Origin of the sequence: Halapricum hydrolyticum (assembly GCF_025517535.1) — an archaeon.
In the GTDB taxonomy this organism is placed as follows: Archaea; Halobacteriota; Halobacteria; order Halobacteriales; family Haloarculaceae; genus Halapricum; species Halapricum hydrolyticum.
This window is the reverse complement of sequence record NZ_JAOPKC010000002.1, coordinates 319,071-343,345: the sequence shown is the minus strand read 5'-3', so window position 1 is coordinate 343,345 and position 24,275 is coordinate 319,071. Positions and strand designations below refer to the sequence as shown.

Below are 24,275 nucleotides of genomic sequence, written 5' to 3'. Positions count from 1 at the left end.
GTACTGGAGTGCGCGAGCCTCTGGGAAATCCGGTTCGCCGCCTCCCATTCATACTACATCACCCTCGCACAGTGACAACGCTGTGCGGGGGTTTTCGTCGTTGTCTTGCGAAGTCGATGCGTCGACAGAGAGGTCACTACCGCGAGTGTGCCGACGCCCTATCCAATCCGCGAAGGCGTCGAAATCGACGGTTCGATCCCCCGGGCCGCGATCGACGAGTGGCCCTCCCGAGACGGAACGTCGTGGCTACGCCTCGAGCACGGCCTCAAGCGCGTCCATCGTCTGTCCGACACGCTCAGGGTCGGCGTTGTACCCCATATGTCCGATCCGAAGGAGGTCGTCAGCGAACTTGCCAAGACTCGTCGCGACCAGGACGTCACGCTCGAGGAGTCGACGCTGGAGCGCACCGGCCCGGCCGTCGACCTCGAAGGCCGTCACTGTCGGCGAGCGCCGGTGGGGTGGCTGGAACGGCTCGAGTCCGAGTTCGGCCCCCCGTTCCCGGCACTGGCGGGCGACGCGCTCGTGGCGTCGGTGCGCCCGGTCGATCCCCTCCTCAAGGAGCCGATCCAGCGACGCCTCCAGCGCGTAGAGATTCGAGATCAGATGTGTGTAGGGCATCCGCGGTGGTCCCTCGTCGTCGAGTCCGATATCGTGCCAGGGAAGGAGGTTCGTGTAGAAGGTGTCCTGGTCGGTCGCCTCGACTTTGGCCCACGCCGCGTCGCTGACCGACAGCGTCGCCAGCCCGGGTGGCGAGCTGAGACACTTCTGTGAGGCGCTGAGGACGACATCGGTCGTCTCGGTCGGGACCGGGGCTCCGCCGAGCGACGACACTGCGTCGACGATAGTGAGGACGCCCGCGTCGTCCAGCACCTCGAGGACGGATTTCAGACCGTTGAGCGCGCCCGTCGGGGTCTCGCAGTGGACCATCGTCGCGACCGCGACGTCGTGTTCTTCGAGGTGCTCCTTCGTCGTCTCGGCGTCGAACCCGGCGTCGGGCGGCGCCTCCTGGCGCACGGGGATGGCGCCGTGCATCTCGACGAGGTCGGCGAACCCGTCGCCGAAGCTGCCGTTAGCGAGACACAGGGCCGTCTCGCCGGGTTCGAGCAGTGACGCGACGGCCGCTTCGAGTCCGACCATCCCCTCTCCGCCGAGGATTACGATGTCGTCGTCCGTCCCGTACACCGTCGAGAGCTTCTCCAGTAGCGTCCGGTAGTACTCGGTGAACTCCGGCTCAACGTCGGGGTTCTGTGCCGGCCGTGCCATCGCGTCCCGGACCTCCGGTGGGACCGCTGTCGGTCCAGGCGTCATCCGCAGTCGATCGTCGTCACCTGCCATACCACCTCGTTCGGATCGTGGCTACGAATATCCCCGCCTCAACGGACGGTCGAACACCCGGCTTCGGACTGCACGCCGCTGTCGGCGTTCTCGGTCACGTGAACGTCTCAGCTGTGGGCCTCAACGATCTCCACCACGATCGCGAAACCGTCGCCCGTTCCCTCCTCGATCGAAGAGTATCTGCGCTCGAAGACCGGCGGCCAAGTAGTGACCTCCTCCACGGCCTTCAGGCCGTGGCATCCGGCCACCGGATGAGCGGCCTACCGAAGCAGACCGTTCCGGTTCCAACCCGCACTCAGAGGGAACCAGCAGCATACCGGCGAAACTCTCGTTTTCTCCCTCGCTGTAGGGCTGTGGCCCGGTCACGCAGGCCCCATCGGAATCGATGTCATTGCTGTGTGACGGACAGACCGCGTTCGTCACCGCCCCTTGTCTGTTGGGGGCCAGCATCTCACCGATTCCGTAGCGATTTCAAGTACGGCAGACCATAACAAAAACGTTCGGCTGTTCAGCCAGTCCGGCCACAGTACGGCGGTTTCTCGGCAGGAGTGTCCGCTCAACCCCCACCTGTTCGCTTCTCGGTTCCGACTGAGTGTCGGAACACTCGTCACTCACGGGAAAGCGGGGGTATGCGATCGCATCTCTATCACGCAACGCCACGGGAAGATCATGATTTCACCCTGACGTCCGTGATTTCGAACCGTGCGCCTCCCGTTTCGCTGTCCGTTACTTGCACTGCCCAGTTGTGTGCGTCCGCGATTTCGTTGACGATCGCTAGACCAAATCCAGTCCCCTCGCCAGCTGTTGAATACCCTGGTTCGAAAACGTCGTCGCGGTCTTCGTTCGGGATTCCGGGGCCGTTGTCCTCGACGTAGAAGCCATCGTCGAGATCGCCGACTGTGATAGTCACGTCGCCGCCAGCGTGTTCGACCGCGTTGCGGAACAGGTTCTCGAAAACCTGTTTGAGCCGACCCGGGTCGGCGTCGATCGTGTGACCCGTTTCAACAGTGAGCGTCGCGTCACTCGTCATGACTGTCTCCCAGCACTGTGTCACTACCTCTTCCAGATCGACCGGTTCGACCCCACTTGCCGGGTTCTCTTCCCGGGCAAGCGCGAGGACGTCGTCAACCAATGCCAGTCCTCGATCGATCGCGTCAGCCGCATCGTCTAGCGAGTCGCTGTCGCACCCCTGGCGCGTCAGATTGATGTGGCCCTGCGCGACGTGCAGCGGATTGCGGAGATCGTGGCTAATCACGTTCGCAAATTGATTCAGGCGCTCGTTCTGTCGCTGTAAGGCCTGTTCGTGCTCTTTCTGCGAGGTGACATCTGTTGTCAATCCAACGATGACTCGCGGTGCATCGGTGCCCCGTACGTACCCTTCCGATCGCAGCCACCGAGTGTCTCCGGACGCAGGATTTGTCCGGTACTCGACGACGAACTCGTCCGTTTCGCCGCGTTCCACCGTCCTGTACTGACGCGCAACCTTCGCTCGATCTTTCGGATGGACAGCTTTTGCTAGGAAGTCTTCCCAGTCATCGATGTCTAGCCTGCCGAAGATATCACTTAAACCGTAGAACTCGAATTCGCCGTCGTCGAGGGTCACGGTCCAGATAATCGAACGTGTCGTCTCTAGAGCGAACAGTATCTGTTCACGGAGAGCGCTTTGTTCCCACTCGCGTCGCCTCTGCTCGGTCACGTCGGTATACCAGACGTAAAAGCCGTCGGGACCCTCTTCGTCTGTCCCGTGCGGGACCGCATGGGTGACGAACTCCCGCCGCCCGTCAGCGGTGTCGCGTTCGATCTCGAACGTGACTGTCTCGCCTGCCTCGGTACGTTCGCGGATCTCCGCATGACGGTCGGATGCGTCCTGCGGGATATGCACGTCTGTCCCGGGGTTTCCGACGGCGTCCTCGCGGTTGATCCCGAACACCGATTCGAACGCATCGTTCACGGCCACGATGACGTGCTTCTCCCCCTGAGGCCGGGACTCCAGTACGGGCGTCGGTGCGTTCGTGAACAACGCCTCCCGGCGATCGCGCTCTGCGCGGAGCTGAGCCTCGATCTCCAGTGAGTGGGTCGCGTGACCGATGTCACTGCCGAGTTCTGACAGCAACGCTCGTTCGTCTTCATCGAACAGTTCGGGATCATCTGCATACACGACGAGAGCGCCGTACTGGGTGTCGTCATACGTGAGCGGTACAGCGGCTGCCGAGCGTACTCCAGAGTCGACAGCGGCCTGTTTCCACAGACCGGCTGATGAGTCCCTGGCGATATCCTGGCTCACTGCGACCCGTCGTTCACGGAGTGCCGTCTCTGCCAGTTCTCGTTCGAGCGAGTCGATGTCAGCAGTGATTGTGGCGTCGCAGGAAGACGGATCGACGTGACCGGCCGTCGTTCGCGATTCGACACGGCCAGTTTCGGGATTGACAGTCCCGATCCAGGCGGCGGTGTAGGGATCAGTAGTACTGATCCGCTCACAGACGCGCGTTTCGACCTCGTCTCGGGACTGGGCTCGGACGAGCGCCTGAGTGATGTCCCCAGCGAGCGAGCGAAGTCGAGTGAGCGTCGCTGCGCGCTTTCTCGAGCGATACTGCTCGACCGCGTTTCGAATCCGATTGGCGAGCAGTTCGTACTGGTCGATACTCCCTCCCTTCTGGAGATAATCTGTCGCACCGGCGGCAATCGCCTCACTGGCGACTTCTTCTGATCCCTGGCCTGTGAACAACACGAACGGAAGTTCAGGATCCTCGTCTCGGACGGCCTCGAGGAACTCGAGACCATTCATTCCGGGCATCGCGTAATCGGAGACGATACAGTCGAAGTCGTCCTTGTCGAGGCGATCGAGTCCCGTGTTCGGATCAGTCACAGATACGACAGTGAAACGGTCATCTGTACGTTCCAAGTAATCGGCAGTAAGATCGGCAAAATCGAGTTCGTCATCCACGTGCAAGACGCGGATGCCTGACCGGTTGCTCATAGCACGTAATTGTGTACTATGATGTAAAAGTACCCTCTATTCATGACTTGACACTGTTTTTCTCGGATTTGATTTTATTGATTCCGAGGTTGCCTTTGTCGGCGTTCACGGTGCTCTCAGCCGGGGCACCCATTCATCGCTAATCGTGTCCTGACAGTGTCACGAACAATCCCCTCATGCTGCCGTGGTGGTGTTCTACGGCGTATTTTCTCCCGGCGCTTCCGGTCTGTGAAACTCGTGGTCGTACGCACGGTGCTTCGTCCTCATCGGCCATGGCAGGCCTCGTTCGGCGAACGAAAAACGAGGGAGAATTACGGCGGATTCTGTGATAATTGCGGTCAGTTAGCCGAACATCTGGCGCATCATGGGGTGCATCTCCATGAGTTGCTCTTCGGCGATCTCCTCGTAGAGCTTGTAGGTGATCGAGACGGTCAGCAGCAGCCCCGTTCCAGAGACACCGCCGATCGTGCCGAGCATGTTCGCGCCGACCGCGAGCAGCCCGACGAGCGCACCGCCGATGACGGTCACCTGCGGGATGTATCGTTCGAGCACCTTCTCGAGTACGCCAGGGTTCTGCCGGAATCCAGGGATCTGCATCCCGGAGTTCTGGATCTGCTGGGCCGTCGCTTCCGGCCCCATGTCGGTCGTCTCGACCCAGAAGATGGCGAAGATCGCGCCACCGGCGACCATGAACGTCAGGTCCACGGCCACCCGCAACAGGATCTGCCAGACTTCCGGATTGCCCATCGGGTTGTCGACGAACCACATCCAGTCCCGCCGTGACTGGATGGGTGCGAGATAGTAGAACAGCCCACTGATGGGCTGTCCGTCGGAATACTGTCCGACCCAGGCCGGCAGCGAACTCTGGGAATTGAGGAGCTGCCCGATGAACTGGATGTTCTGCTGGAGCGCCCGCACGAGGATCATCGGCAGGACGCTCGCGTAGATGAGTTTCACCGGGAAACGCCCGCGTGCGCCCTTGACTCGGGCGTGACTGAGCGGGATCTCGACCCGGACAGACTCGGCGTACACGACGATCACGAAGATCAGGATCGTCGTGATGATCGCCAGAATCCCCGAGATCTGCCCGCTCGGACTCTGGAACCCGAAGAAGAGGTTCGGCGCGGACGCAGGAAGATCACCGAGCGCCATCCGGATGTACGCCGGAATGACGCCGATCGTCCCGCCGGGGAGTGGTTCGATCGCGATGAGTCCGCCGATGAGCCGCTGGCTCACGCCGGCGATAATGAACAGCCCGACGCCGCTGCCGACGCCCCATTTGCTGATCACCTCGTCCATGTACAGGATGAGGACACCGCCGACGAAGACCTGCCCGAACATGAGCATGTTCACCCCGAACGCGCCGCCCGGGAACGTCTGGGAAAGGCTCTCGCTCGCCGGCAGGAAGTTCCCGGCGAACACCATCGGGACCCCCGTCAGAATGACCATCGTGATCACCAGCAGCTTCTGCAGCCCCTGATACAGGACCTGGTCGCGGGGGTTGTTCTGGGTATCGAGTCCCAGCAGGTTGGCACCGCCCAGCAGTTGCAAGACGATGCTCCCCGTGACGATCGGGCCGATGCCGAGATGTACAATCGTCCCCTGTCCGCCCGCGAGGATCGATCGGAAACGACCGAACGCGTCGCTGCCGGCACCGCGCTCGAGCCCAAACAGGAACACGTTCGTCAGGAAGAAATACAGGACCAGCACGCCGGCGGTCCATGCAAGCTTCCGTTTGAACGGCACGTGTCGGTCGGGCCGCTCCACGGAGGGCATGCGGGTGAGCAACGGTTCGGCGGTGTCCTTCCAGCTCATCGTTATTCGTTGTCGGCGTCGGATTCGTCTTCAGCCTGTCGCTTCTCGCCGCGTTCGGTCAGCTCGACGCTGCCGCCCGCTGCTTCGACTTTCTCGCGAGCAGTCTCGGAGAAGTCGTCAGCAACCAGTTCGAGTTCGTTGCGAACCTGCCCGGCACCGAGCACCTTCACGACGTCCGTCTCGGCAGTCGTCTCGACGATCTCGCGGACGTCGATCCGGTAGCCGCCGTCAGTCTCCTCGGCGAGGTCGTCCGCTGCGAGCAGCGGCGCGTCCTCGTCGAGTTCGCGAACGTCGATCGTCTCGACGGTCTCCTTTGCCTTCTCCGGGCGCGTGAACCCGGACTTGCCGAGCGGCTCGTGGTTGTGGAACTCGTGTTTGTCGCGACCGGCCGCGCCGCGACCGCCACGGTGGCCGGCCCCGCGTCGATTCTTGTGCGAGCCGCCGCCATGGGTTCGCGAACCGCGCTGGCGTTTCTTCTTGCTCGTCATTATCGCATCGCCTCCAGGAGCTCGTCGATATCTTCGGTCGTCTGTTTGCCGAGCTGCCCGCCTTCCTTGGTCGGGTGTTTGATCCCGTCGTGACCACCACGCGGCGGGTGCAGCCGGAGCGTCGGTGACAGCCCCTGCTCTTTCAGGGTCGTCTCCTCGTCGAGCAGCGCTTCCGCGAGCGCACCGACACTATCGTAGTCAGTCTCCCAGGTCGCCCACCAGCTGTCGTCGTCGAAACCGTCCCCTTCAAGCGGTTCGGCGCGCTTCTTGAGGACGGTCTCCAGGACGTCCTGGCTGGGTTCGCCGTACGCGACCCAGTCGTTGACTTTCGTAATCATGCCGTGATAGGCGTCCGTGTCCGGCACCAGCGTCGCGTGGTTGACGCGACCCAGGTTCAGCATGTCGAGGGTGTCCTCGACGTCGCCAGACATGTTGACCTCGCCACGAATCTGAACGACTGCCTTCATCATTCGATCACCTCACGCTTCTCGTATGCTCGCTCGGGTACACGCGCTTCGGCGGTGTTGCGAAGGGCGTTGAACGTCGCCTTCGCGAAGTTGACCGTCGTGCGCGTGTTCCCGGACGAACGCGTCCAGATGTCCTCGATACCTGCGAGCTCGAGCACCTTGCGGACGGTCTCTCCGCCCGCCAGGCCCAGCCCGCGCGGGGCGGGCTGGAGTTCGACTTCGACGCTTCCGGCCTTGCCGGTCGTGCGCAGCGCGACCGTGTGCGGTCGGCCACAGCCACACTCCCAGGAGCCACAGCTCCGGGAGACGTCGATGAGGTTGAGCTTGGCGATGTCGATCGCCTTCTGGATCGCGCCGCCGACCTGGTCGTCACGCCCCTCGGCGTAGCCGACCAGCCCGTCGCGGTTGCCCACGACGACGACACAGCGGAACTTGACCCGGCGACCCGAGTCGGTCATCCGCTGGACCATGTTGATGTCCAGTACTTCGTCCTCCAGGTCGGGGACGAGCTGGTCTACGATCTCCGGTTCTTTCAGCGGCAGACCGGCGTTGAGGGCGTCCTGCATCGTCTCGATCTCGCCCTCGGCTACTTTCCGGCCGAGCCGCGTCCGTGGTGTCCATCCGTCTTGCTCGCTCATAGGTCGATGTCACCCTCCAGGAGGGTCTCTCGGATCTCGTCGAAATGCGACGGCAGTTCCGTCGCGTCGAAGTCCCCACTGTAGAGGTCCTCGTCCAGGGACTCGGCGTACTCGGCGATGTGCTCGCCGCGCGTGCGCTCCCAGGGCGCGAGTACCTCGTCGTTGTGGGGGATTTCCAGGCCGGCGTCGATTGCGCCTTCCTGCACTGCGAATACTTTACTACCGGGGGTCGGGCTGTTGAGTCCGATGTCCAGCACGGCCGACTCGAAGCCGGCCTCGACGGCCCGCAGTCCGGCCAGCAGCCCCGTGAGGTACGCGGCGGGGAGATTACCCGTTGGGGCTTCCCAGCCGTATTCCTCGAGGTCGCTGGAGACTGCGCTCGCGGCCGTCACGTCGCCGTTGGGACCCGTCGTCACCAGCTGCGCCCTGACATGTTTGTTGCTCTTGCGAGCGACCAAGCGGGGTTCGCCGGATTTCAACAGGCGCAACCGCTGATGGTAATCCGTCCGGGCCTCGCGGCGCCGGCGCATCGGAACGTTGTATCGTGGTCCTGTCGCCATCAATTCTCACCGAATTGTTCGTCGATATACCGCTCGAGGTCGGCGACCGAATCGAACTCGCCGCCGCTCGCGCGGTTGTATAGCGTGCGATACTCCGTGGGACTCAGCGTCTCTTCCTCGTCGCGAAGCTCGCGCAGCCGACGCCGCTGAGCGCGGATGCGCGACTGCCAGTCGTCTTTCTCGTTCTCGCGACCGCCGGCTTTCCCTTTGCGGGAACCGTGTCCCTTCTGGTGGCCATAGGAGCGTTTCTGCTGGCGCTCTTTGGCGCGACCGCGGGAGTTGCCGCCGGCTTCCTTCGTCTGGATGAGTCCCTCATCGACCAGTTCGCGGACGTCCTCACGTGTGATCGCGTCGGCGATCTCGCCCTGTGCGTCGGGATCGAACCAGATCCGGTTCTTGCCGACGTCCAGCACGTCCGCGGCCAGTCGCTTCTGTGCGCTAAGATCACTCATTCTGACACCTCCACTTCAACGTATGTGGGATTGAGGACGCGAATGCCGGCGTCCTCGGCGGCTTCCTCGATCCGTTCGCGCTTGCGCGCGCCGACTTTCGAGGCGATGCGTACAGCCTGGGTGTCACCGTCGACGTCGTCGAGGTCGTCCACGTTGTGCACGCGGACCTCCTCGAAGCCGCTGGGGTGCAGGCCGCGTACTTCCTTGGGCGTCCGGAAGCCGGCTTCGACTTTCGGCCCCTTGCCCTTGATGCCTCGCCGCTGCTTGGAGAGGCCACCGCGGGGTTCGCGCCAGGAAGTCGGAGTGCGCTTTTTCTTGTGGTAGTCCTGGCGGTTGAACTGCGGCTTGCCGACCCGCTTGCGCTGGGTCAGCAGCCGTTCGGTGTCCTCGTCCAGATCCGGCGTCTTCTCGACCAGCCCTCGGGGCTGGAGCTCCGTCTCGACTTCTTCTTCGGCTTCTGATGTCTCCTCGGGTGCTTCTTCCTCGACCTCGCCCGCGGCCTCTTCGGAGACTTCGAGCCCGCCGACGTCGGCTTTGATACGCGCAGCGAGCGCGTTCCCGACGCCGTCGGCCTCCGCGAGTTCTTCCTGGGAGGCGGCGCGGACGTCTTCGATCGTCTCGAAGCCGGCCTCGCGCAGCGCCTCGGCTTTCGCGTCGCCGACGCCGCTGATGTCTGTCAACTCCTCGAACTCGTCGGCGTCTGTCTCGTTGTTATCTGCCATCAGGCGTCACCTCGGTTCGGTTTCTCGGTGATGTAGACGCCGTCCTGGAAGACCCGGACGTCCTTGTCCGTGACGCGGGTCAGCTGCTCGATATCAGCAGCCGTCTGGCCGACGTCCTCGATGCTCGGCCCGGAGAGCGTGATCTCCTCGCCGTCGACGTCGACCTCGGTGTCACCGTGGATCGGCGTCTTCCGCGGGGCCTTCTCCCCGAGGAAGTTCTCGATGACGACCTCGTCGCTTTCGGCGCGGACCTGCATCGGGAAGTGAGAGTAGAAGATCTCCATCTTGTATTCCCAGCCTTCGGTGACCCCGTGGAACATGTTCTCCACGTGGCTCTCGAAGGTCCCGACAGTCGCGCGCGTCTTGGCGTCGTCTTCGTCGGACTCGATGACGACCTCGTCGCTCTCAACATCGACTGAGACGTCCGGGTACCAGAGTCGGCGCGTAACGCTGCCCTGCGGTCCCTCGACTGTCAGCTCGAGATGGTCCATCTCGGCGCTGACATCGTCCGGAATTTCGAGTACTGTTCGTGCCATTGTTAGTAGACGTATGCGATCACCTGGCCACCGACGCCCTGCTGGCGGGCCTCGTAGTGGCTCATGATCCCGTGGCTGGTGGTAACAACGAGTGCGCCGTAGTCCTGCGCGGGGAGGAACCGCTTCTCCCACTTCTCGAACTCGTCAGCGCCCGCCGAGTAGCGGGGCTGGACGGAGCCACACTCGTTGATCGCACCCTTTAGTTCGACCTCGAACTTCCCGGCTTTACCGTCGTCGACGAACTCGAAGCCGCCGATGTACCCGCTGTCGTAGAAGACTTCGAGTACGCTGCCGATCTCGTTCGAGGCGGGCTCGACTGTCTGTGTCAGCTTTCCGACGCCCTCGGCGTTGTCGATCGCCGACAGCGCGTTGCTGAGTGGATCGTTTCCTGTCATTGTTAGCTGTACTTCTTGAAGCCCATGTCGCGGGAGATCTCTCGGAAGCACTGGCGACACAGCCAGATATCGTACTTCCCGACCAGTCCCTGCTCGCGACCGCAACGCTGGCAGGCCTGCATCTGCTCGGTTCGCTTCGCGGCCTGCTCGCCAGTGGCTTCTTTCGATTCCTGCTCGGATTCGCTCATTCGTTCACCTCCACATCGAAGATCGACTCGACGAACTCGACCGCGTCCTCCGGATCGAGTCGGTGGTTCGAGGGAATCGAACGGGCGGCCTTTTCGCGCTTGGCGACGCGGTAGCCCGGACGGACGAGGTTGACCGTCACGTCCAGCCCGTAGATCCCGATCGTCGGGTCGTACTCCTGGCTCGGGAACTCGGTGTGTTCCTCGACACCGAAGCTGAAGTTGCCCGTGTCGTCGAACTGTCCCGCGTCGAGATCGACCAGGGGCAGTGCCGTCTCCAGGAACTGCTCGGCCTGTTCGTCCCGTAGCGTGACCTTCGCACCGATCGGGTCTCCCTGACGGATGTTGAACTCGCCGACGGTCTCTTTGGCCTGGGTCCGAACGGACTCCTGGCCGGTGACCTCCTCGAGGATGTCCTCGGCGTTGGCGAGTTCTCGACCGCCTTCGCCGACACCCATGTGGACGACGACTTTCTCGATGCGCGGCTCGCGCATCTCGTGGAAGCTACTCTCGGTCTCGGAGCTCATTCGTCGTCACCTCCGTCTTCTTCAGCGTCCGCCTCGGTGGCTTCCTCGTCGTCCGTCTCCGCGTCGGCCTCGTCGGGCGTCTCGGCCCCTGCGTCGGCCTCGGGCGCGGCCTGCTCGTCCTCGTCGTCACTCGTGAAGTTCTCGTCGATGACGACGACGTACTCTTCGATCGTCTCGAAGCCTGCACCGTCTTCCTGGGCGACCAGGACGTTGTTCGGCGAGGAGCTGGCGGTGACCTGGACCTCGTCGATCGTGCCGATCTCGCCGGCGTGCTGGCCGTCGACTGCAGTGACGAGTGCACCCTCCTCGTACTCGAAGTGGGCGACGATCTCGTCGTCGTCGTTGGCGATGACGATCGAGTCGCCGGGGGCGTACTCGCTGGCGTCGTCGACCAGCAGCGTGTGTCCGTCGTGCAACGTCATCTGGACGTCGCCGCCGGGGACGTACTGCTTGCCGACGATCTTGCCGAGTTTGGACTCGGCTGCGTCTTCGTCGATGGCCGTCAGCGCGAGCCGGCCACCCTGGCCGGGGAACACCCGGTAGTACTCCTCGCGCTCGGTAAACGCCAGGATGTCGAACATCCCGACCGGGCGCGATTCGTCGCTCTCGGGCGTGCCGTTGATCAGGATCTGATCCTGATTCAGCGCGTAGCGGGCTTCCTTGCGGTTGTCGACGTACCCGAGCACGTCCCGAAGGACGATCAGCAGGGGGACGCCGTCCTCACCGTGCGGGCCGGCGTCGGCCTTGACGGTGAACGTCTGTGTCTTTCGCTCGACTGGCCAACTGTTCGGTACCGAGAGTCGTTTCTGATGATTGCTCATGCGCTATCCTCCTCGCTTTCCAGACGCGCCTGCCGACGATCGTCCTCGAGGTCGAGGTCGATCACGCGGAGGTTGCTCGGCTCGAGCGGCCGGGGGACCTCTTCCCCGTCGGCCGTCTCGAGGGTCACGTCCTCGACGTGTACGACAGCGTCTCTGAGGTCGACATCGACGACGTCGCCTTCCTCGCCGGCAAAGTCGCCGCGCATGACCTCGACGGTGTCGCCCTCGTTGACGCGGACCGACCGCTGGCCGTACTCCTCGCGGAGATCCGCCGCCAGCGTCGCCCGGACCTGCTTTTGCTTCTCGTGCAGCGGGGCGCGCCGTGTCTGGGTTCGCTGTTTCGATGGTTGCTTGCTCATGGTTCTATACGATCATTGTCGCTGTCGAGGCGATACTGCCGAACCGCTCTGCGACTTCCCGCGCGACGGGACCCTTGATCTCGGTCCCGCGGGGGTCCTCGTTCTCGTCGACGATGACGGCCGCGTTGTCTTCGTATTTGACGCGCGTACCGTCGGGCCGACGGATGGGCTTGCGCTGGCGGATGACGACCGCCTCGAGCACCTGGCGACGCATCTCCGGCGTCCCCTTGGTGACCGAGACGGTGATCTTGTCACCCAGACCCGCCTTGGGATGGCGGTTCTTGGTTCCCTGGTAGTTGCTGATGCTGATCACTTTGAGTTCGCGTGCGCCGGTGTTGTCGGCACAGTTGATCAGCGAGCCTTTCTCCAGGCCCTGGGTGACGTCTGCTTTCAGCGCTTCCATCACTCCTCACCTCCTTCGGGGGTCACGTCGACGACGACGTGAGATTTCGTCTTCGAGAGCGGTCGTGTCTCTGCTATCGTGACCGTGTCGCCGACCTCGATGTCGAGGCACGGCGGTGCGTGCGCTGGCACCCGGGACCGCCGTTTCATGTAGCGGTCGTACTTGGGTACCTTGACGTCGTATTCGCGCTCGACGACGACGGTCTTCTCCATGTCTGTGGAGGCGACTGTGCCTTCGAGCGTCTGTCCGCGCACCGAGAGGGTGCCGTGGAACGGACAGTTCTCGTCGTCACAGCTCGTCTCCGGCTGTTGTACGTTCAGTCCTATCGCCATGTGGAATCACCTGTGTGTTCTGTGCGTCGGGCCGGTCGCGCGACGAGTCGCTCGCCCTCGATGCGGACTGTCTCACCGCTCGGCAGGGTGAACGCAAACGTCGCGGCGGCCTTCGGCACCTGCCACGCCCGGTCGGCTCGCTCGACGTGCAACGTGTTGGTCGTCTCCATGACGACCTCGCCTTCGATATCCAGCAGGTCGGGATCGGACGCCACAGTGACGCGAACGTCGAGTCCGACCAGTTCGTGTCGCGCGAGCGTCTCGGGCGTGCGTGTCATCTTACTGTTCCTCCTCGTCGAGGTCTCGCTTCTCGCTGCTGACGCCGCTGCGACGGTGCGGTGATCTCATTCGAGATCACCCTCTTCGCGCTGGATCGTTTTGATCCGCGCGATCGTCCGACGGAGCTCGCCGATACGTCCGGGATTGTCCGGCGCACCACCGGCGGCCTTGACGGCCTCGGCGTTCAGCAGCTCCGTCTCGAGCTCTTCGAGCTCGTTCTGCCGTTCCGCGGGCGTCATGTCACGCAGCTCTTCGACGTGGATGATGCTCATTGTTCATCCTCCTCGTCGGTGTCGGCTGACGCCGACTCGTCGTCGGCGTCGGCCGGTTCGTCGTCCATTTCGTCCAGGAGTTCCTCGGCTTCCGCCTCGGTCTCCTCGTCGAGTTCCTCGTCGACGGCCTCTTCGAGTTCGTCGAGTTCCTCCTCGACGTCATCGTCGTCAGGCACGTCGACGTCCTCGAAGTCTTCGGGCGCTTCCTCGACGACCTCTTCGTCGACGTCGGGCGTCTCCTCGGCGGCTTCGGGCGCTGCGGCCTCATCCTCTTCGGGTTCGCCCTCGAGGAGTTCCTCGACGGTCTCGCCCTCGACGTCCTCGACGTAATCGGCGACGTCGACGTCCTCGTAGATCTCGAAGTCGTCGGGCAGCTCGGCGTCCGGCGGGATGATCTTGACGTCCACACCGATCGTGCCGAGCTTCATCACTGCGACGCCCTGCCCGTGGTCGACGATGTTCTGGGCAGGCTCACCGTTGTGCTTGATGTAGCCACGGTTGAACTTCTCCACGCGCGAGCGTGCACCCGTGACCTTCCCCGAGAGGACGATCTCGGCACCCTTCGCGCCGGCTTCCATGATCCGGTCGATCGTGGTGTGACCGGCCTTCCGGAAGTACCAGCCACGCTCCAGGGCGTTCGCCAGCCGGTCGGCGACGATCTGGGCGTTCAAGTCCGGCTCTTCGACTTCCTGGACGTCCACCTGTGGGTCCTCCAGGTCGAACCGCTCTTCGAGCGTGTTCGTGAGCTTGCGGATGTTCTTCCCGCCCTTGCCGATGACCATCCCGGGCTTTTCGGCCTTGAGGACGATCTGAGTCCCCATCGGCGTCTTGGCGACGTCCATGCCGCCGTAGCCCGCACGGCCCAGCTCTTCGGCGAAGAACTCGTCGATCTGGGTCCGCTGGAGTCCGTCCTCGATGAACTGCTGTTCGTCCGCCATTATTCTTCGACCTCCTCGAGGATGAGTTCGACGTCGACTTCCATGCTGTTGAACGGCGAGGCTCGCCCCATCGCGCGGGGCTGGCGGCCTTCGACTTCGCCGACCTTGTGGGCGGCACAGTGCATGACCGTCATGCTCTCACCGTCGAAGCCCTGCTCGTCGGCGTTGTTGATCGCGTTTTCGAGCAGGTCCAGGAAGGCCTTGCTGGCCTTCTCTGGGAAGCGACCGGCGTCCCAGCCGTCGATGTTTTTCCGGTGGCCGACGCCCGAGTTGTGCTGTCGGAAGGGGACCGGCTGGTCCCCCTCGATGACAGCCTCGAGGTACTCGACAGCCTCGCCGGCTGTCTTGCCCTTGATTTCCCGGGCGATGGCCTTGCTGTGCTTGTGGCTCATCTGCCGCTCCCGGAGCATCGCTTTCGCGGTCGTCTCGGGGTCGGCGTCGACTGAGTAGCTGATTCCCATAGTTACTTGAGCGGTACGAACTTCGAGGATCGGGTCGCCCCGATACCGGCCTGTCCGTGTTCGACCGACGTGCGGGTGAGCTGGAACTCACCGAGGTAGTGACCGAGCATCTCCGGCTCGACCTTCACACGCTCGAAGCTCTGGCCGTTGTGGACGGCGAAGGTCAACCCGACGAACTCCGGCAGGACCGGCATGTCCCGCAGGTGGGTTCGGATCGGGTCGTTGGCCGTCTCGTCCTCGTCGGCCTCGCGGGCTTCCTCGAGCAACTGCTGTTTCTCGTAGGACAGGCCGCGTTCGATACTTCGCCGCATGCGTGCGGGCAACAGTTCCGCGACTTCCTCGAGCTCCATGTCCTGCAACTCCTCGAGCGTGTAGCCACGGTAGGTAAACTCGCCTTCGTGGCCGATCTGATAGTCCGAGCTCATTCGTTACCACCGCGACCCGTGCGTCGCGAGGAGATGTCCCCGACCTTCCGGCCCGGCGGGGCGTTCCGGGAGATCGATTTGGGCTTGCCAGGGTGCTGGCGGCCACCGCCACCGAACGGGTGGTCGACCGCGTTCATCGCGACCCCGCGAACCCGCGGCCAGACCATGCCGCGTGCTTTCGCCTTGTGGTGTTTCTTCCCGGCCTTGACCAGCGGTTTCTCGGTCCGACCACCGCCGGCGACCACGCCGATCGTGGCCCGACACTGTGGATCGAGTCGCTTGAACTCCCCGCTGGGCAGCTGCACGACCGCAACCGACCGGTCGTGACTGATAAGCCGACCGTTGACACCAGAGGCACGGGCGAACTTGCCGCCGTCGCCCTGTTTGGCCTCGATGTTGCACACCGGAACACCCTCCGGGATCTCCGCCAGCGGCAGGGTGTTGCCGGGTGCGATCTCGGCACTGACGCCGACCTGGATCTCGTCGCCGACCCCGATACCCTCGGGAGCCAGCACGAGCCGCTGATCGCCGTCGCCGGGCTCCGCCCGGCTGCCCGAGGGACCCTGTCCCTCGCTGTCCTCGAACTCGACGGCCGCGATCGGCGCCGAACGGGCCGGGTCGTGTTCGATGTCGACGACCGTCCCGGAGACGACGTCGCCGTCTTCGACCGTGCGATGCTGCAGATCGGATTTGTAGCGGTGCGACGGGGCACGGAACGTCGGTGTGCCGCGACCACGTCGCTGTCCGCGAATGCGTCGTCCCATCTTAGAACACCCCGATTCGAGAGGCGACTTCCTGTGCGTCGTCGTCCTCCGAAAGCGTCACTTCTGCCTTCTTGTCGCCGTCCATCGTCACCATCGTCGTCACGTTCTCGACAGTGACATCGAACTGCGTCTCGATGGCGTCGGCGATCTCGGCCTTCGTCGCATCGATGTCAGCGATGAACAGCAGCTTGTTCTGGAAGTCCATCTTGTCCATCGCCTTCTCGGTGACGTGCGGATGCTTGATGACGTCGCGTACGCTCATCGGTCAGCCACCTCCGCGAGTGCGCTTTCGGTCCAGATCGTCAGGCGGCCTGCGTCGCCACCGGGTGCGAGGTCTTCCGCGTTGACCTCCGCCGCGGTCGCGACGTCGGCGCCGGCGAGGTTCCGCGCGGCCTTCGAGGGCTCGTCGCTCGTGACGAACAGAATCGACTTCGGCCGGCGGTACTTCCGTCCGCGGGATTTGCCCTGGCCGGCCTTGATCTTCGTGTCGTCCGCGCGCTCGATGTCGGCGTGAACGCCGAGATCGTCGAGCACGTCGACGACATCCTGCGTCTTCACGAGGTCTTCGAAGTCGTCGCTGACGACCAGCGGGAGTTCGAGATTCCCGTCGAACTCGTGGCCGCGCTCGGCGACGACCTCTGCGTCGGCGGTCGCCGCGATCGCCGAACGGATCGCCTTCTGGCGTTCCTTGTCGTTGAGATCGAGGCCGCGATCTTTCTGTTCTTTCGGCGGGTGTGCCCGGCGGCCGGAAACGGCCTGGGGGACCCGCTTTGCGGTACCGTCCTGGCGCGGGACGTGTGCCTGCCCGCGACCGCTGCCGAACGATTCGGCAGGGGTACGGAGGCCGGCGTAGTCGTCGCTGCCGTAGTCCTGCTTTCGGTTTGCCTGGGCGGCTTCGACCGCACGCGAGATCAGATCCGGCCGAACGGTCGTCTCGAAGACCGCCGGCAGATCGACCTCGTCGTCGGCGTCGCCGTCCAGATCGTATACTGTAGCCTGCATTCAGGTCACCCCTGGTTGGAGTCGGTGGAGACGTAGCGCAACTCGGGATCGAGTCGCGGGCTGTCGCTCGGGCGCACGGCCGGGCGGAAGCGCACCAGGCGCTTTTCCGGGCCCGGCAGCGATCCCTTCACCAGCGTGTAATTGCCGTCGACCTCGCCGTAGTTGACGAATCCACCCTCGGGGGTGACGTCGTCGTCACCGATATCGAGGATACGCTTGTTCAGCTCTGTCCGCTGGTGGTAGCCAGTCTGGCCCTGCTGGGGGACCGTCGAGCGCACGCGAGACGGGTTCCACGGACCGAGGTTGCCGATCCGTCGGCGCCATCCCTGGCGGGCGTGTTTGCCCTTGCGCTTCTGGACGCCCCAGCGCTTGACGGGACCCTGTGTCCCTTTGCCCTTGGTGGTGCCCGCGACGTCGGCGTACTCGCCCGCGCGGAACACGTCGTTCATCGAGTGTTCCCCACCGTCTTCGATGAGGTCCAGCCCGTGCTCGACGCGGTCTGCGAGCGAGCCGCCGCCGACGCGTGTCTCCATCACGTCGGGCTTCTTTTTCGGGACGCCGTCGAGTTCGCTGGGCACGGTGTGCGTGATGAGACGCACGTCACCCAGTTCGCCCGATTCGAGAGCGTCCTCGATCTGTTCCTCTGCACCGTCGGACGGCTCCTCGGGAAGGTCCAGAGTCCGCTCGAGTTCCGGGTGGAACTCGTCGGTCCAGACTTCCGTCAGCGGTCGGAGCCCGTACGGCGTGTCTTCGTAGGCTCGAAGCGCCACAGCGCGCATCGGCGGCGTCTCGACGACGGTGACGGGAACGGTCGTCTCCATTCCCTCGCGTGGCGAGTTGGGTTCGTCGTTGATGAGCACGACGTGTGTCATCCCGGCCTTGTAACCGGCGAAACCCTGTACGCCAGGCTGTCCGTCGTCGTCGGGCCAGCTGTTGAACCGCGGCGTCTCGCTGGCCGTCCGCTTGCGCGGGCCGAAGCCCATCGAGCCTTTGCGTGGTCTGCTTGGTTGTGGCATCGGATTCTCACTCCGTGAGACTGAGGCAGGCCAGTGTTGCGAACATCGCTTCTTCGGTTCGCACCACCTCGCTGCCTTGATCCGGGATCGTGTTCAGCCAGAGGTCGAATCGGGTGGCGTCCGATTCGGATCTGGTGACCGCATCGATCTCAGTCGGCCCGACATCGTCGGGGTCGATCCCCAAGATGGCAGGCAACCCGCGCTCCGGTGAACCGAACGCGACGGTCAGATCGCCCGCGCCGTCGTCCTCACTCTGGATCGTCTCGACCAGCTGGCCGAGACGGTCGGTTGTGAGTTCGACGCCGTAGCGCGAGGAGGCGATCCGTACGCCAGCGTCGGCACGCGAGAGCGCTTCGTCCAGGTCCGCACGGTCGACGATAAACCCCGGAAGGGGTTCGTCGACGAGTTTCGCGCGGACCGGTCGTCGCGAATAGATCCTGACGGCAACGCGCTCCCCCTCGGCGACCTCCATATCGGAGGGGACGCCGAGCGAGATCGGGTGTTGCATGCCGCAATTGACCCGAACGCGCCCATCAGATCCGACCTCGGTCACGAGTCCCTGTCTCAACGACCCCGAATCGTCCGATCCGGAGCCGGTCCGTGGTGTCACGTGGAGCGGCGGCAAGACGCCGACGGACTCTAGTTCGCCCCGCTTGCCCCACACCTCCTTTCGGAGGTACGGCGGCGTCGCGGCGTACCGTAAGACGGTTTCGACGAACCCGCCGTCCAACTTCCCTTCGCCGTCAGGGTCGGGGATGATCGTCAGCCGATCCGCCCGGAAGACCGTGGCCGCGCGGGCCACGTAACCGAGTTTGCGAGTCGCCTCGCGTTTGTCCTCGGCTTCCCGGGTGAGGGACGACGGCACGAGCACGCTGGTCGTCATGCCGTGACGCTTCCACGCCACGCCACTAGACTGTAGCGATTAGTCTTCGGTCCGTACCTAAAAGGGTAGCGGATTCCAGTGGTGGTGAGACGCCGTCGCACGCCTGCGAGCGACCCTCACGACCGGAGTCACGGTGTGACAGCACGTACCGCGCTCGGCACCGCGTCATCGGCTGACCCGCTGCCAGTGCACAGCGATCACATGGACACGCTCGAAGTCAGTTTCCAAAAATCGAATTTCCGGGACGGAACGGCAGTCTGACGGCCAAATCCGGTGGCGGGACGGCGATTCGGAAGCCTTTTATTCTTCTCGGCGGTTGCTTAGAATGCGAACTGACGTGCGCCCGACCGGCGGGCGGACGACGTGAGCGCTGGTGGTGTAGTGGTATCACAGGACCCTGCCACGGTCCTAACCCGAGTTCAAATCTCGGCCAGCGCACTTCTGTCGATTCGCAGGGCGATTGTAACGATTCGCCACTCCGACCGCCCCGCGGTCGATGCGGAACAGACGCAATAATCCGTATCAGACCCATGCGGGGCCTCGTCTCCGCGCATCCGGAGTCATGGACAAGCCGTTGGATCGAAGCGGGAAACCGGGTCCGTACTCCGGATCACCGACGCCACTGGGCGAATCGGTGATACGTGATGTCGACGACCGTCGGAAACACCAGCGTGGCGCCGATACCGACACAGGTCGCCCAGGCGACTGCGAGCCCCGTACGTCCGACGAGGCCTTCAACTGCGAGACCACCGAAGACGGCGACGATCAGAGTGAGGTTGTAATATGCAACCCGAACCGGGAGCAGAGCGTAGCGTCCCGACACCCATCCGAGCGTCTCCGTGCCGAGGGGTCTGATCCACCCTCCTCTGATCAGTGTTGCGACGCCCACCATGGTGATCCACGTGACCAGCGCCGGGGCGGTCAGTGCCCGGTCCACGAACGGCTGGGTCACCCAGACGTACAAGAGCATGGGAAGGCTGAATACTGTGACGTCAGCGTAGGTGTAGACGACATCGTGGAGTACCCGCCCGAACCAGCTCTTTTCGATGTACGTCAGGGACCCCAATCCGTACCAGCTCCGGCGCTTGTTCGAGTTGGCGGGTCGCGTCGCCCGCGTCCGTGAACGGGGAACAGAATCTTCGTCCGGGTCTCGATCCGCTGTCTGCCACGTCACGGGCCCCATCGTACCCGGAGAGTCGGCCTCCTGTACTAATAATATACGGGAGCAGACGGAGGAATAAATATCAGAGAATAATGATAAGATATATTATATTCACGATGAAGCTTTTTCTACTATCGCTGCGCAGTGACGGGCGTGACAGATACGCTGCCGGTCCACGTCAACCGAGGTCAGCTGCACGGGCTCGAGGTCCCGAACGAGGTCGAGGTGAGCGGATCGTTCGACGTGGTCCTGCAGAACCACGGCGAGTCGGTCCACGTGCACCTGCATCTGGACGACGCACTCTCGGAAATCGCAACGCTATCGGCGAACAACCATCACGTCGCGAGCGACTCGACGCGGCGGGTCACCGTCGACGTGTCGGGATCAGGCCCTGTCCGTGGAAAACTCAAGGTCGTCACCGCCTACGGTGCGACGACCAGGTACGTCGACGTCGTCCTTTCCGAACCCGAAAGCGAAACGCGAGAAGTGGCCGTCGACGAATCGCTTTCGAAACCACAGCCACGGGCAACGTCCTCTCGGTCGGGGACGGCCGACCCGGACGCGTCCGATTTACCCCTCCGTCCCGAGGTGGCCGTCCTCGTCCTCGGTGGTATCGCGCTGGTGATCGCTGCGGTGGCTGCGCTCGTGTTGGACAACACTGTCGTTTTGCTGGGATCGTTCGTCGTTCTCGCCGGCGTCCTCGTCGCCATTTATCAGCTGACAGGATGACAGTGACCGTTGTCCGTCTGTCGTTGTCGTCACTCTGAGCACACGTCGAAGCGAGAAAGATCGTTCCTGTGAGGGCGATCAGGCCGTCGTCTCCTCTCGCATGTCCGGCGGCAACAGATTCGGGATCCCGTCCTCGATCGGGTACGCTTCGCCACACTCCGTGCACGTCAGCGTTCCGCTGACGATCTCGCCGTCGTCGCGGTCTCGAACGTCGAGTTCGAGTTCGGATTTATCGAGCGGGCAACAGATGATGTCCAGCAGGTCTTCGTTCATACCATCGGTTCGGGACCCACAGGGCAAAAAGTCCTCGGTGACGAGCAAGGGAAATCAGTTCCTCGCAGTCGGCTGCGGTCAGACGCGTCGAAGGCAGCGAATGTCGAAGACAGTGAGTGTCGAGTCGCTGCGTCGACCGGAGTCAGTCATCAGCGAGTTCTCTCCTTCGAGACGTTCGATCGTCTTCGACCAGCTGTCGCATCGACTGTTCGAGCTGGCTGATCTCGGCGACCTGTTCGCTGTTGGCGTCGGCGATTTCCGTGACCTCGTCGGCGGTGTCTTCGGCCATCCCGGCAATCTCGTCCATCATCGAGGCGACCTGTTCGGTCGAGGCGGCCTGGTCGTCAGTCGCGTTTGCGACTTCTTCCATCCCGGTCGTGGCCTCCCGGATCTTTTCGGCGATGTCGTCCAGCGCGTCCATCGTCGCTTCCACCTCGGAAACGCCGGTGTCGATCTCCTCGGTCGCCTGTTCGAGACTCTCGACGGTCGTTTCCGTATCGCGCTGGACACCCTCGAGCATGTCTTCGATCGTTTCGGCGTGTTCCTGGGCTTCCGTCGCGAGGTTCTTGACTTCGTTTGCGACCACGGCGAACCCGTCACCTGATTTGCCGGCACGAGCCGCCTCGATGTTGGCGTTCAGCGCCAGGATGTTCGTCTGATCGGCGATGTCGTTGATCAGTTCGACGACCTCGTCGATCTCGTCGACCCGCTCCTGGAGGCTGGTGACGTCTTCTGTGACCCCGGTTGCCGCTTCGTCGATTTTTTCCATCGCCTCCATCGCACTGTCGGCCGACTGCTGGCCGTCGTCGGCGGCTTCGACCGCGTCTTCGCTCGTCTGGGCGACATCGTCGGACGTGGCCGCGATCTCTTCGACGGTTGCCGACAGCGTCGAAACCTCGCTGTTTGCCTGCTCGATCCGGCTCGTCATGTCTCGGGTGCCCTCACTGATGTCTTCGGAGCTGTCCGCGACTCGCTCGGAGCGAGAACGAAGTTGCTGGATCGACGTGTCGAGATCCTGTGCGACACGCTCGCGTCGTTCGAGGTCCTCCTGGATGGAGTCGATCATCCCGTTGACTCGGGTTGCAATCTCCCGGAAGTCCCCTTCGAGATCGGATACGTCGATCCGCACGTCCAGATCCCCGTCAGTGGCCGCGTCGACGGTCGTGTAGATGCGACGCCGCGTGACGATCTGTTCGACGATTTCCTGGAGATCGCGCTCGGGGCGGTCGCCGGGCCACGGCCGGACAAGGTTCGAGACGCCCGCATCGAGGGCCATCTCCACGATGTCGTCGTTGCCGGTTTCGGAGATGAGGACGAACGGGATGTTGGTAGATCGGCCGGCGACGTCCTCGTACAGTTCGATACCGCTGACCCACTCGTTGCCACGTGCGTCACGTACCTCGACGAAACTCACGACGCAGATGACATCCGTCGTCTCGATGGCCGACTGCGCGTCCGGAACGGACGTTACTGTTTCGATAGGAATGTCGGCGGTCGCCGGTTGCAACGTCTCGACGACGTGCTCCCGGTTGTCCGGTCGACAGACGACGAGTACGTTTCCTGTATTCGTGGCCATTATACGGCGTTGTGTTCCCACCGTACTTAAAAAGTGTTCGTGATTATCAGGTCTGACACTCCGGACACTCCGCCTGATGGAAAACAGAGGCATTCGGGCAGACACAAGGGCAGGAGCGGGCCTGAGCAGTCGATACGAAATGTGATATTCGCACGACAACGCTTATCTATCCGATCGTGCAACCGTCGGACAATCGGATGCAGGTACAAGACATCCACACGAACGATCAACTGCTGTCGAGCATCGAGGACCGGGTCGAAGCGGCGTCTCACGAGATCCTGATCGGGACCTCCCCGGAGGTCTACGAACAGATCGAAGACACGCTGGCGGAGAGCTACGCCGAGGGGACGTTTATCGCGCTGTGTCTCTACAGCGACGGAGAAGAGGCAGCCACGTACGACTTCGAAGACACGGCGACGCTTGTGCGAGCCTGGGATCAGGAACTCGATACGCTGCTCACGGTCGACCAGCAGGCGGGTGTCATCGGCATGCCTAACGAAGAGGAAGACGAGGTGATCGGGCTCGAGTTCGACACGGAGCGGCTCTACGGGCTGGCGTTCATGCAGTTCATGTCGCAGCACTGGGACGAAAGCGAAGAAGTGTACACCACGGATGCGCGGTCGCTACCCTATGAGACCGCGAACCTCCGGGATGCGGCACTCAACACGGCACTCCATCTCCGCGAAGGAAACGCCGTCGGGTTCAGGGCACGCGTTCGAGAGGCCCCTGCTGAGGAGGATTCGACCTGGGAGACGATGGAAGGCCAGCTCACAACCGTCCGACAGAGCTTCGCCGAGCCCAGCACGAACTCGTTTTTCGGGGAAATCGGACTTGTCGGCCACACCGACGAGGAGGGGCGGGTAACGATGGGCGGACACGGCGCATACTTCGAGGACTACGAGGCCACGGACATCGTACTCACACCTCTTTGATGAGCCCGCGTCACGTCTGGCCGTCGATCAGCCGCTCTTTATCAGCTCGTGAGAGCTGTTTGATCTCGTATTCGCGGGACATCGCCTCGCTTTTGCTGTCGTACGATTCCACGTGGACGAGTTCGACCGGCGTGCGTCCGCGCGTGTACTTCGCACCGTTTCCGGCCTGATGCTCGGCGACTCGACGCTGGACGTCGGTCGTGTACCCGGTATAGAACGTGTCGTCGCTACACTGCACGATGTAAACGTAGTGATCACCCGGCATTCGATACTTCGCGGGCGCGCTGCTGCGCTACCTCTGCGATCCCCGCGTTTGCCGAGCAGTTCGGGCACGCGAGTATCTCGCCGAACTCGTTTGCGAAGACACGCGCGAACTGATCCGAGACGTGTGCGTTGCAGTGGTTACAGGTTGGCATTCGACTCCGCCGGTCGCTGCCGGCAACCTACCGTTAGAGATGTGGAGGCAATACCCTTGGCCCGATATAGTTGGGTATGGTGTAGTGATTGCTGGACGTCCCTGCCGGGTCGACCGCACGGTGTCGTCCTGTCGA

General features: G+C 63.2%; 34 protein-coding genes and 1 tRNA gene. 3 read left to right on the top strand and 32 right to left on the bottom strand.

Annotated features, from left to right (window positions below; translation table 11 throughout):
• Positions 1-246: 246 nt before the first annotated feature.
• From OB916_RS04740 to OB916_RS04610, 27 genes are all read right to left on the bottom strand, one after another.
• Positions 247-1,335 carry a pyridoxal-phosphate-dependent aminotransferase family protein gene (locus OB916_RS04740; protein WP_315908127.1) on the bottom strand — a complete coding sequence of 363 codons (1,089 nt, stop codon included), beginning with the start codon at positions 1,333-1,335 and terminating at the stop codon, positions 247-249.
• 667 nt (positions 1,336-2,002) lie between these two features.
• A complete protein-coding gene (locus tag OB916_RS04735; RefSeq protein WP_315908126.1) occupies positions 2,003-4,312 on the bottom strand; it encodes an ATP-binding protein in 2,310 nt (769 codons plus the stop codon).
• 342 nt (positions 4,313-4,654) lie between these two features.
• The gene (secY, locus tag OB916_RS04730; RefSeq protein ID WP_315908125.1) at positions 4,655-6,127 is read right to left on the bottom strand and encodes a preprotein translocase subunit SecY; all 1,473 of its coding nucleotides are present in this window, start codon (positions 6,125-6,127) and stop codon (positions 4,655-4,657) included.
• A gap of 2 nt (positions 6,128-6,129) precedes the next feature.
• Complete coding sequence (locus OB916_RS04725) at positions 6,130-6,615, bottom strand: uL15m family ribosomal protein (protein WP_315908124.1); 486 nt, start codon at positions 6,613-6,615, stop codon at positions 6,130-6,132.
• Positions 6,615-7,082, bottom strand: a complete 468-nt coding sequence (locus tag OB916_RS04720) for a 50S ribosomal protein L30 (protein ID WP_315908123.1) — start codon at positions 7,080-7,082, stop codon at positions 6,615-6,617. The genes OB916_RS04725 and OB916_RS04720 overlap by 1 nt, the downstream gene beginning before the upstream one ends.
• Positions 7,082-7,720 (bottom strand): 30S ribosomal protein S5, encoded by a 639-nt coding sequence (locus OB916_RS04715; protein ID WP_315908122.1) that lies wholly within the window; start codon positions 7,718-7,720, stop codon positions 7,082-7,084. The genes OB916_RS04720 and OB916_RS04715 overlap by 1 nt, the downstream gene beginning before the upstream one ends.
• Positions 7,717-8,280 (bottom strand): 50S ribosomal protein L18, encoded by a 564-nt coding sequence (locus OB916_RS04710; protein WP_315908121.1) that lies wholly within the window; start codon positions 8,278-8,280, stop codon positions 7,717-7,719. Before OB916_RS04710 ends, OB916_RS04715 begins: the two co-directional genes overlap by 4 nt.
• Positions 8,280-8,732 carry a 50S ribosomal protein L19e gene (locus OB916_RS04705; protein ID WP_315908120.1) on the bottom strand — a complete coding sequence of 151 codons (453 nt, stop codon included), beginning with the start codon at positions 8,730-8,732 and terminating at the stop codon, positions 8,280-8,282. The genes OB916_RS04710 and OB916_RS04705 overlap by 1 nt, the downstream gene beginning before the upstream one ends.
• Positions 8,729-9,454 carry a 50S ribosomal protein L32e gene (locus tag OB916_RS04700; RefSeq protein ID WP_315908119.1) on the bottom strand — a complete coding sequence of 242 codons (726 nt, stop codon included), beginning with the start codon at positions 9,452-9,454 and terminating at the stop codon, positions 8,729-8,731. Before OB916_RS04700 ends, OB916_RS04705 begins: the two co-directional genes overlap by 4 nt.
• The gene (locus OB916_RS04695) at positions 9,454-9,990 is read right to left on the bottom strand and encodes a 50S ribosomal protein L6 (RefSeq protein WP_315908118.1); all 537 of its coding nucleotides are present in this window, start codon (positions 9,988-9,990) and stop codon (positions 9,454-9,456) included. Before OB916_RS04695 ends, OB916_RS04700 begins: the two co-directional genes overlap by 1 nt.
• A gap of 2 nt (positions 9,991-9,992) precedes the next feature.
• A complete protein-coding gene (locus OB916_RS04690; protein WP_315908117.1) occupies positions 9,993-10,385 on the bottom strand; it encodes a 30S ribosomal protein S8 in 393 nt (130 codons plus the stop codon).
• A gap of 2 nt (positions 10,386-10,387) precedes the next feature.
• Entirely contained in the window at positions 10,388-10,573 is a 186-nt protein-coding gene (locus tag OB916_RS04685; RefSeq protein WP_315908116.1) for a 30S ribosomal protein S14, read from the bottom strand.
• Entirely contained in the window at positions 10,570-11,097 is a 528-nt protein-coding gene (locus OB916_RS04680) for a 50S ribosomal protein L5 (RefSeq protein WP_315908115.1), read from the bottom strand. The genes OB916_RS04685 and OB916_RS04680 overlap by 4 nt, the downstream gene beginning before the upstream one ends.
• A complete protein-coding gene (locus OB916_RS04675) occupies positions 11,094-11,918 on the bottom strand; it encodes a 30S ribosomal protein S4e (RefSeq protein ID WP_315908114.1) in 825 nt (274 codons plus the stop codon). Before OB916_RS04675 ends, OB916_RS04680 begins: the two co-directional genes overlap by 4 nt.
• Positions 11,915-12,277: a 50S ribosomal protein L24 gene (rplX, locus tag OB916_RS04670; RefSeq protein WP_315908113.1), complete on the bottom strand. Its 363-nt coding sequence runs from the start codon at positions 12,275-12,277 to the stop codon at positions 11,915-11,917. The genes OB916_RS04675 and rplX overlap by 4 nt, the downstream gene beginning before the upstream one ends.
• A gap of 4 nt (positions 12,278-12,281) precedes the next feature.
• Positions 12,282-12,680, bottom strand: coding sequence for a 50S ribosomal protein L14 (locus OB916_RS04665; RefSeq protein WP_315908112.1), 399 nt, complete (start codon positions 12,678-12,680; stop codon positions 12,282-12,284).
• Positions 12,680-13,012 (bottom strand): 30S ribosomal protein S17, encoded by a 333-nt coding sequence (locus OB916_RS04660; RefSeq protein ID WP_229111742.1) that lies wholly within the window; start codon positions 13,010-13,012, stop codon positions 12,680-12,682. The genes OB916_RS04665 and OB916_RS04660 overlap by 1 nt, the downstream gene beginning before the upstream one ends.
• Positions 13,003-13,290, bottom strand: coding sequence for a ribonuclease P protein component 1 (locus OB916_RS04655; protein ID WP_315908111.1), 288 nt, complete (start codon positions 13,288-13,290; stop codon positions 13,003-13,005). Before OB916_RS04655 ends, OB916_RS04660 begins: the two co-directional genes overlap by 10 nt.
• Before the next feature lie 66 nt (positions 13,291-13,356).
• Positions 13,357-13,563 (bottom strand): 50S ribosomal protein L29, encoded by a 207-nt coding sequence (gene rpmC, locus OB916_RS04650; protein WP_315908110.1) that lies wholly within the window; start codon positions 13,561-13,563, stop codon positions 13,357-13,359.
• Positions 13,560-14,501 (bottom strand): 30S ribosomal protein S3, encoded by a 942-nt coding sequence (locus OB916_RS04645; RefSeq protein ID WP_315908109.1) that lies wholly within the window; start codon positions 14,499-14,501, stop codon positions 13,560-13,562. The genes rpmC and OB916_RS04645 overlap by 4 nt, the downstream gene beginning before the upstream one ends.
• Positions 14,501-14,962, bottom strand: a complete 462-nt coding sequence (locus tag OB916_RS04640) for a 50S ribosomal protein L22 (RefSeq protein WP_315908108.1) — start codon at positions 14,960-14,962, stop codon at positions 14,501-14,503. Before OB916_RS04640 ends, OB916_RS04645 begins: the two co-directional genes overlap by 1 nt.
• Before the next feature lie 2 nt (positions 14,963-14,964).
• A complete protein-coding gene (locus OB916_RS04635; RefSeq protein WP_315908107.1) occupies positions 14,965-15,387 on the bottom strand; it encodes a 30S ribosomal protein S19 in 423 nt (140 codons plus the stop codon).
• Positions 15,384-16,151 carry a 50S ribosomal protein L2 gene (locus OB916_RS04630; protein ID WP_315908106.1) on the bottom strand — a complete coding sequence of 256 codons (768 nt, stop codon included), beginning with the start codon at positions 16,149-16,151 and terminating at the stop codon, positions 15,384-15,386. The genes OB916_RS04635 and OB916_RS04630 overlap by 4 nt, the downstream gene beginning before the upstream one ends.
• A gap of 1 nt (position 16,152) precedes the next feature.
• Positions 16,153-16,413: a 50S ribosomal protein L23 gene (locus OB916_RS04625; RefSeq protein WP_315908105.1), complete on the bottom strand. Its 261-nt coding sequence runs from the start codon at positions 16,411-16,413 to the stop codon at positions 16,153-16,155.
• A complete protein-coding gene (gene rpl4p, locus OB916_RS04620; RefSeq protein ID WP_315908104.1) occupies positions 16,410-17,153 on the bottom strand; it encodes a 50S ribosomal protein L4 in 744 nt (247 codons plus the stop codon). The genes OB916_RS04625 and rpl4p overlap by 4 nt, the downstream gene beginning before the upstream one ends.
• 5 nt (positions 17,154-17,158) lie before the next feature.
• Positions 17,159-18,169 (bottom strand): 50S ribosomal protein L3, encoded by a 1,011-nt coding sequence (locus OB916_RS04615; protein WP_315908103.1) that lies wholly within the window; start codon positions 18,167-18,169, stop codon positions 17,159-17,161.
• A gap of 7 nt (positions 18,170-18,176) precedes the next feature.
• Entirely contained in the window at positions 18,177-19,052 is an 876-nt protein-coding gene (locus OB916_RS04610) for an RNA methyltransferase (protein ID WP_315908102.1), read from the bottom strand.
• Between the two features lie 367 nt (positions 19,053-19,419).
• Here OB916_RS04610 and OB916_RS04605 point away from each other — a divergent pair.
• Positions 19,420-19,490: transfer RNA gene (locus OB916_RS04605), tRNA-Gly, on the top strand.
• A 172-nt stretch (positions 19,491-19,662) separates the two neighbouring features.
• Here OB916_RS04605 and OB916_RS04600 read toward each other — a convergent pair.
• Positions 19,663-20,118 (bottom strand): hypothetical protein, encoded by a 456-nt coding sequence (locus tag OB916_RS04600; protein ID WP_315908101.1) that lies wholly within the window; start codon positions 20,116-20,118, stop codon positions 19,663-19,665.
• A 249-nt stretch (positions 20,119-20,367) separates the two neighbouring features.
• Between OB916_RS04600 and OB916_RS04595 the strand changes: the two genes are divergently transcribed.
• Entirely contained in the window at positions 20,368-20,943 is a 576-nt protein-coding gene (locus OB916_RS04595) for a DUF7524 family protein (RefSeq protein ID WP_315908100.1), read from the top strand.
• A 78-nt stretch (positions 20,944-21,021) separates the two neighbouring features.
• On the opposite strand, the gene OB916_RS04590 is transcribed toward OB916_RS04595, so the two are convergent.
• Positions 21,022-21,216 carry a methytransferase partner Trm112 gene (locus tag OB916_RS04590; RefSeq protein WP_315908099.1) on the bottom strand — a complete coding sequence of 65 codons (195 nt, stop codon included), beginning with the start codon at positions 21,214-21,216 and terminating at the stop codon, positions 21,022-21,024.
• Positions 21,217-21,358: 142 nt separating this feature from the next.
• Positions 21,359-22,792, bottom strand: a complete 1,434-nt coding sequence (locus OB916_RS04585) for a methyl-accepting chemotaxis protein (protein WP_315908098.1) — start codon at positions 22,790-22,792, stop codon at positions 21,359-21,361.
• Positions 22,793-22,989: 197 nt separating this feature from the next.
• Here OB916_RS04585 and OB916_RS04580 point away from each other — a divergent pair, with 197 nt between their 5' ends.
• The gene (locus tag OB916_RS04580; RefSeq protein WP_315908097.1) at positions 22,990-23,724 is read left to right on the top strand and encodes a TrmB family transcriptional regulator sugar-binding domain-containing protein; all 735 of its coding nucleotides are present in this window, start codon (positions 22,990-22,992) and stop codon (positions 23,722-23,724) included.
• A 10-nt stretch (positions 23,725-23,734) separates the two neighbouring features.
• Here OB916_RS04580 and OB916_RS04575 read toward each other — a convergent pair whose 3' ends face one another.
• Both OB916_RS04575 and OB916_RS04570 read right to left on the bottom strand, forming a co-directional pair.
• Entirely contained in the window at positions 23,735-23,989 is a 255-nt protein-coding gene (locus OB916_RS04575) for a GIY-YIG nuclease family protein (protein ID WP_315908096.1), read from the bottom strand.
• Positions 23,979-24,140, bottom strand: coding sequence for a DUF7563 family protein (locus tag OB916_RS04570; RefSeq protein WP_315908095.1), 162 nt, complete (start codon positions 24,138-24,140; stop codon positions 23,979-23,981). The genes OB916_RS04575 and OB916_RS04570 overlap by 11 nt, the downstream gene beginning before the upstream one ends.
• Between the last annotated feature and the right edge of the window lie 135 nt (positions 24,141-24,275).